The following is a 6010-nucleotide window of genomic DNA, read 5'->3' as shown; positions in this document are numbered from 1 at the left end:
CCGAACGACGCCGTCTCCGAGGTGAAACGGTCACCGGTGAGCTGCATACCGTCACCCGAGTCCCCCGCGAACCTGATGATCACCCGGTCCAGGCGACGGACCTCTTTGTCACCCGTCCCCGTCACACCCGGGGCGGTGGTTTCCACGGACATACGCGTGTCGGCTCCTGTCGGTGCTAGTCCGCGCGTGCAGGCAGACACGTCGGCGGACAGGCGTTGCGGTGCAGGGTCGTACACCTCCCCGGAGGCTACGCACCACTGGTGGAGAGGCGCTCGTGCCGCAGCCCCGTCGCGCACCCGCAGGGATGTCACCGGCCCGGTCGAAACCGGTTGCGCGACGGAGGACGGTGGCCCCGGGCGCGCCGGCTCTCCACCACGCCGCGAGCACCCATCGAGCGCGGGGCGGGAGGTTCGGGTCGTGGCCTCCCCCACGTCGGCCATGAGCCCTCGGGGAGCGCGATCCGCCCGCCGGCGCCCCCACCATCCCCCGAGGGCACCGGCGGGCCTCCCGCGCCGCCCGGGCCCGATGTGGGCTCGGTGTTCAAGAGTGAGCGGCGCCCTGCCCGGCAGAGGGGTCACGCTCCCCGTGCGAGGAGGTCCTCGTCTGAGGTGCCCCGATGCGCGGCGAAGGAGTGGGACTCATGTCGGCTACCAGGCGGGTGCACACCTACCCCTTCGAGGGGGAGGTGGAAGGGCTCGAACTCCACCCGAAATTCGAGGAGTTGAGAGAGAACGAACCGCTCGCCCGGGTACGGCTCCCGTACGGCGGCGAGGGGTGGATGGTGACGCGGTACGACGACGTGCGCACCGCCAACTCCGATCCCCGGTTCAGCCGGGCGCAGATCGGTGAGGACACTCCGCGGACGACTCCGCTGGCCCGCCGTGGCGACACCATCCTCAGCCTCGACCCGCCGGAGCACACACGGCTGCGCCGGCTGCTGTCCAAGGCGTTCACCGCGCGGCGGATGGGCGCGATGCAGTCCTGGCTCGAGGAGTTGTTCGCAGGGCTCCTCGACGACGTGGAGCGCTCGGGACCGCCCGCCGACGTGGTGCGGGACCTGGCCGAGCCGTTCACCATCGCCGTGATCTGCCGGCTGCTCGGCGTGCCGTACGAGGACCGGAGCACGTTCCAGCACTGGTCCGAAGTGATCATGTCGACCACGGCGTACAGCAAAGAGGAGGCGATGGCGGCCGACGCCGCGATCCGCGCCTATCTCGCGGACCTGGTGGCGGCGCGCCGGGCGGCGCGGCACGACGACCTCCTGAGTGTCCTGGTGGCCGCCCGCGACAACGACGACCGTCTTTCCGAGGACGAGCTGATCACGTTCGGGGTGACGCTGCTCGTCGCCGGACACGAGACGTCCGCCCACCAACTGGCGAACATGCTCTATGTGTTGCTGACCCATGAGGACCAGCTGTCCCTGCTGCGGAAGGAGCCGGAGTTGCTGCCTCGCGCGGTGGAGGAGCTGCTGCGCTTCGTGCCGCTGGGCAACGGCGTCGGCAACGCCCGTATCGCGACGGAGGACGTCGAGCTGAGCGGTGGCACGGTGCGCGCGGGCGAGGGCGTGGTGGCCGCCGCAGTGAACGCCAACCGCGATCCGCGAATCTTCACCGACCCGGACCGGCTCGACGTCACGCGGGAGAAGAACCCCCATCTGGCGTTCGGGCACGGGGCGCACTACTGCCTCGGCGCCCAGCTCGCCCGGATGGAGCTGCGGGTGGCGATCGGCGCGGTCCTGGAGCGCTTTCCGCAGCTGCGACTCGCTGTGCCGGCCGATCAGGTCGAATGGAAGACCGGTGGACTGTTCCGCGGCCCACTGCGACTGCCGATCGCTTGGTGAGGGGAGCCGGCATGACAGGGGAACAAGAGACCATGTGGCGCGTCGAAGCCGACCACGGGGCGTGCATGGGCACGGGCATCTGCGCCGGTGTCGCACCGCACCGCTTCCAGGTGGTCGACGGACGTTCGGTGCCGCCGGCCGGCCCGTTCCCGGCGGAGGAGGACGTGCTGGACGCGGTGGAGTCCTGCCCCATGGAGGCGCTGCGGGTGCTGGACGCAGTGAGCGGCGAGGTGCTCGAGCTGTCCTGAGCGCGCTCGGTTCTCCACCGGTTCTCGAGTGTTTCTCAAGCAGGAGGCGAGAAATATGCGCCTGCTCACGTTTACCGTCGGAGCAGACGCGCCGCGCCCAGCGGCGAAACGAATGAGCGCGCGGTCGGCACAAAGGGAGCATGTAATTCGATCGATTCGACACACGGACGGCAAAGGCGGTCCCGGCGACGTCAGCTATTCGGCCATGCGTACCAATTCCCCTGCGTCACAGTCGAGTTGGGCTGTTCACTCGACTTGACACAAATCGGGGCCCATACGAGTATTCCCCCGTATTCTGGAATCTCCATTCCAGTTTGGTTTTCGCACATTGCGACAGGGAGAACCGAATGAAGTTCGCGATCGTCATCATCGAGAACGCCGAGTCCCGGCGGCAGATCCAGGAGGACCGCACCTCGTTCCGCAAGCAGATCGAGGGCTGGATGGGGCAGCAGGCCCAGGCCGGTGCCCTGGTGGGCGGTGAGGCGTTCGAGACCGAGTCCATCGCTCCGGTGACGGTCCGCCGGGAGGCCGACGGCACCCGGAAGGCGGTCGAGGGCCCCTTCGCGGGCGGCGACGAGACGCTGGGCGGATACATCATCGTCGAGGCCGCGGACCGTGAGGCCGCGGTGGAGATCGCCAAGACGTGGCCGACCCCCGAGACCCTCGAGGTCCGGCCGCTGTGGGTGGCCGCCTGACCGGTCGCGGCCACCGATCCCGGCCCGCGGCCGTGGCGCGCTCCGGCGCCGCCCCGGCCGCGGGCCCCGGCACGTACGCGTGAAGGAGCAGCGCTCGCCATGACGGACGACGAGAGGGGCGTGCGCACGGCGCACGACGGCGCCGGCCGACTGCGGCCCCTTCTGGACGCCGTGCACGACACGGCCACCGAGGTACGGGCCCGGCGCCCCGACTACTTCGGGCACCGGCCGCTGCGGCTGCCCGCCGAACTGCTCGACCGCTACGACGACGACCACGACCGACTGGCCCGACTGCTCGGCGACGCCTATGAGCTGACGGTCGAAGTGGTCACCGACCCGGCGGACTGTACCTCCGTGGACCGGCTCGTGACCGCCCGCGCCCAGCACGCCGGCGCCGCTGCCGACGGCACCGGCGCCGGGGCGCCGCGGGCCGACGACCTGGCCGCCGTGGTCCGCGCCCAGCACGAGCGGCACCTGGCTGCCGAGCGGGACGTGGCGCGGCTCGGCACCGCGACGCCGCTGCGCGTCGGGGTGCTCGGCGGCGTACTGCCGTACGAGGCGGCCGGGCACCGCGAAGAGGGCGAGCCGCCCGTCGTCCTGGTCAACGCCCTCGGCATGGGAACCGCCCTGTGGCATCCGCTGATGTCGGCTCTCGCGCCCACGCGCCGGGTGCTGACCTGGGCGCCGCGCGGCACCACGGCGGGCACCCGGCCGATGCGCCTGCGCGACCAGGCCGACGACCTGGCGGCGGTGCTCTCCGCCGAGGGCGCGCGGGACTGCCATCTGGTGTGCTGGTGCAGCGGCCCGAAGACGGCCCTGGAGTTCCATCGCCGCCGGCCCGCCTCAGTACGCTCGATGGTGTTCCTGCACGGCTCGCTGCGGCACACCGGCGATGCGGCCGGGCGGAACCCGGACACCCCCTACGAGCGCAATCTCGAGGAGCTGTGCCGCTCCGTGGCCGGCCGGCCCGCCCTCGCGGCCCGGCTGCGCAGCCTGTTCACCGGCCGGCCGGCGGACGTCGCGGAGGACCTGGATGAGCACCGCTATGCCGACGAGGTCCTGGCGCTGCCCGCCCGGGCGCTCGACGAGGAGTTGCTGCGCCCGTTCTCGGCCGACGCCGTCCTGGTCGCCTACGCCCGCCAGCTCCTGGACTACTGGTCCTACGACGCGCTGGCTCACGCCGCCGACGTGCGCGTGCCGGTGCTGTGCGTGAGCGCCGAGTTCGACCGCATCGCCTCGCCCGAGCGGCTCGCCCTGGCCACCGACCGGTTCCCCGACGCCCGGCACGAGCGGCTCGCCGGCGCCACGCACTACTCGATGTACGACCGGCCCCGCGAGGTCGCCCGCCTCCTGGAGGGTTTCTTCGCGACCGTGGCGGGAGCGCGCTCAATTGTGAGCGGCGCCGCCGGGTGAGGCTGCCTAGCGTCGGACTACAGGGGCTCGTAGGCCCTTTCATCAGTGCGACGAAGGAGACTGAGCGATGACCGACGCGGCGAGCCCGGCCCAGGGCGCGTTTCTTCCCGCGCAGAGCGGGCCTCTCGGCTCCGGCTCCGACCTGCTGCACTCGGGGAACGCGGGCTTCATCATCCACCGTGCGGGCCAGCTCAATCACGCCTTCCGTGCCGAGGGGCGGCAGTTCGCCACGGACCTGGTGGGCCACCTGAACAAGGTGGTGGAGGGCGTCGCAACGATCGTGGTGCACGAGGAGATTCTCGGCACCGCCGACCGGCTCCACTGGCTGATCCACATGAAGCAGCCCAACGACTACAGCCGCTTCCTCGAGATAGCCGACCACGACCGCCGCTTCAAGGAGATCACCGAGGCCGACCGGATCGCCGCCGCCGAGGGCGCCGGCAACTGGGAGCGCATGTTCGTCGAGGGCTCCTTCCAGGAGCGCGTGTACGTCCCCCAGCACGGCCTGGACGATCACCACGACGACCACGACGACCACCACCACGACGACGAGCCGTCGGACACGTTCGTGCCGCCGGCCCGCCACCAGACCGGGTTGTCCGACAGCCTGATGCGCAGCTCCGTGGACAGCGGCCTGACGATCATCCGTACGGCGCAGACCGCGTTCCGCTTCCGCACCGAGGCCCGCGAGTTCGCCTTCGCATGGGCGACCGAGGTCAACCGGGCGCTCGGCGGCGAACTGACGGTCTACCTCTACGAGGAGACCTTCGGCCAGCAGGACCGGATCCACTGGATGATCCACCTCGACAGCTTCGACACCTACCGCAAGCTGAACGAGCTGAGCCGTCACGACGCCGACTACCGGGCGCTGTTCGGGCGGCAGTTCGTGCCCGCGCACAAGGGCGGTGGCGGCTGGGAGCAGACGTTCGTGTCCCCCAGCATCCAGGACACCGTGCTCACACCGCTGCACCCCGGCGCGCCGCTCTCGTTCTGAGCGAGCGGACGCAGCCGTGACGGTCATCGACCCGACTCACCACGGCGTGCGGCTCACCGCCGAGCCGCACGTCCTGCGCGCCACACTCAACAGCCCCGACGGCCTCAACAGCCTGAGCGGCGGGGCCCTCGACGCGCTGACGGCGGCCTTGGACCGGGCCGAGGCCGACCCCGACTGCCGGGTCCTGCTCATCGAAGGCTCCGGCGGTACCTTCTGCACGGGCCTCGACTTCGGGGAGGCCGCGAGCGACCTCGCGGATGACACGTCGGAAGCCGGCCAAGGCGGGGAGGCGTTCCTCACGCTGATGCGGCGCTTCGGGAAGACCCCGCTGGCGGTCGTCGCCTGTGTCGACGGCCGGGTCGCCGGGGGCGGGGTGGGCCTCGCGGCCGCCGCGGACCTGGTGATCGCCACGGAGCGCAGCGAGTTCAGTCTCCCGGAGGCGCTGTGGGGCCTGGTGCCCTGCTGTGTGCTGCCGGTTCTGGTGCGGCGCACCGGTTACCAGCCCGCGTACGCGATGGCGCTGAGCACGCAGCCGGTGTCCGCGCGACGTGCCGCGGACTTCCGTCTGGTGGACGAGGTCGTGCCCGACCCGGACGCCGCGGTACGCCGCCTGCTGGTCCGGCTCACCCGGCTCGACCCGGCGACGATCGGTGAACTCAAGCGGTACTTCAGGGCCATGTGGTTCACCACTGAGGAGACCGATGCGTTCGCCCTGCGCGAGTTCACCCGGCTGATCGGCTCGCCTGTCGCCCGGCGCCGTATCACCGACTACACGACAACGCGGCGGCTCCCCTGGGAGAAGTCGCGGCCCTGACTCGGG

6 protein-coding genes and 1 pseudogene are annotated in these 6010 nt (G+C 71.2%); 6 read left to right on the top strand and 1 reads right to left on the bottom strand.

Going from position 1 to position 6010, the window contains the following annotated elements; all coding sequences use genetic code 11:
• Positions 1-212: pseudogene (locus ACFY9E_RS39775) on the bottom strand (2-oxoglutarate ferredoxin oxidoreductase subunit alpha); the annotation flags it as partial.
• A gap of 428 nt (positions 213-640) precedes the next feature.
• On the opposite strand from ACFY9E_RS39775, the gene ACFY9E_RS39770 reads away from it, so the two are divergent.
• The 6 genes from ACFY9E_RS39770 to ACFY9E_RS39745 all read left to right on the top strand — a co-directional run bounded on the left by ACFY9E_RS39770 (position 641) and on the right by ACFY9E_RS39745 (position 6004).
• Positions 641-1840: a cytochrome P450 gene (locus tag ACFY9E_RS39770; RefSeq protein WP_390993477.1), complete on the top strand. Its 1200-nt coding sequence runs from the start codon at positions 641-643 to the stop codon at positions 1838-1840.
• A gap of 11 nt (positions 1841-1851) precedes the next feature.
• Complete coding sequence (locus ACFY9E_RS39765; protein ID WP_390993475.1) at positions 1852-2088, top strand: 4Fe-4S domain-containing protein; 237 nt, start codon at positions 1852-1854, stop codon at positions 2086-2088.
• 347 nt (positions 2089-2435) lie between these two features.
• The gene (locus ACFY9E_RS39760; RefSeq protein WP_390993473.1) at positions 2436-2783 is read left to right on the top strand and encodes a YciI family protein; all 348 of its coding nucleotides are present in this window, start codon (positions 2436-2438) and stop codon (positions 2781-2783) included.
• Positions 2784-2882: 99 nt separating this feature from the next.
• Positions 2883-4196 carry an alpha/beta fold hydrolase gene (locus ACFY9E_RS39755; protein WP_390993471.1) on the top strand — a complete coding sequence of 438 codons (1314 nt, stop codon included), beginning with the start codon at positions 2883-2885 and terminating at the stop codon, positions 4194-4196.
• 67 nt (positions 4197-4263) lie between these two features.
• Positions 4264-5190, top strand: coding sequence for a DUF6039 family protein (locus tag ACFY9E_RS39750; protein WP_390993469.1), 927 nt, complete (start codon positions 4264-4266; stop codon positions 5188-5190).
• A gap of 16 nt (positions 5191-5206) precedes the next feature.
• On the top strand, positions 5207-6004 hold the full coding sequence (locus ACFY9E_RS39745) for an enoyl-CoA hydratase-related protein (protein ID WP_390993467.1): 798 nt from the start codon (positions 5207-5209) through the stop codon (positions 6002-6004).
• Positions 6005-6010 lie beyond the last annotated feature (6 nt).

It is taken from the genome of Streptomyces sp. NPDC012466 (assembly GCF_042955215.1).
In the GTDB taxonomy this organism is placed as follows: Bacteria; Actinomycetota; Actinomycetes; order Streptomycetales; family Streptomycetaceae; genus Streptomyces.
The sequence above is the reverse complement of the archived record's forward strand: the minus strand, read 5'-3'. Positions and strand labels throughout refer to the sequence as shown.

Excerpts from the sequence above, each read along its gene's own strand:
- ACFY9E_RS39770 (WP_390993477.1), top strand. The coding sequence starts at position 641 with ATGTCGGCTACCAGGCGGGTGCACACCTACCCCTTCGAGGGGGAGGTG.
- ACFY9E_RS39765 (WP_390993475.1), top strand. The coding sequence starts at position 1,852 with ATGACAGGGGAACAAGAGACCATGTGGCGCGTCGAAGCCGACCACGGG.
- ACFY9E_RS39760 (WP_390993473.1), top strand. The coding sequence starts at position 2,436 with ATGAAGTTCGCGATCGTCATCATCGAGAACGCCGAGTCCCGGCGGCAG.
- ACFY9E_RS39755 (WP_390993471.1), top strand. The coding sequence starts at position 2,883 with ATGACGGACGACGAGAGGGGCGTGCGCACGGCGCACGACGGCGCCGGC.
- ACFY9E_RS39750 (WP_390993469.1), top strand. The coding sequence starts at position 4,264 with ATGACCGACGCGGCGAGCCCGGCCCAGGGCGCGTTTCTTCCCGCGCAG.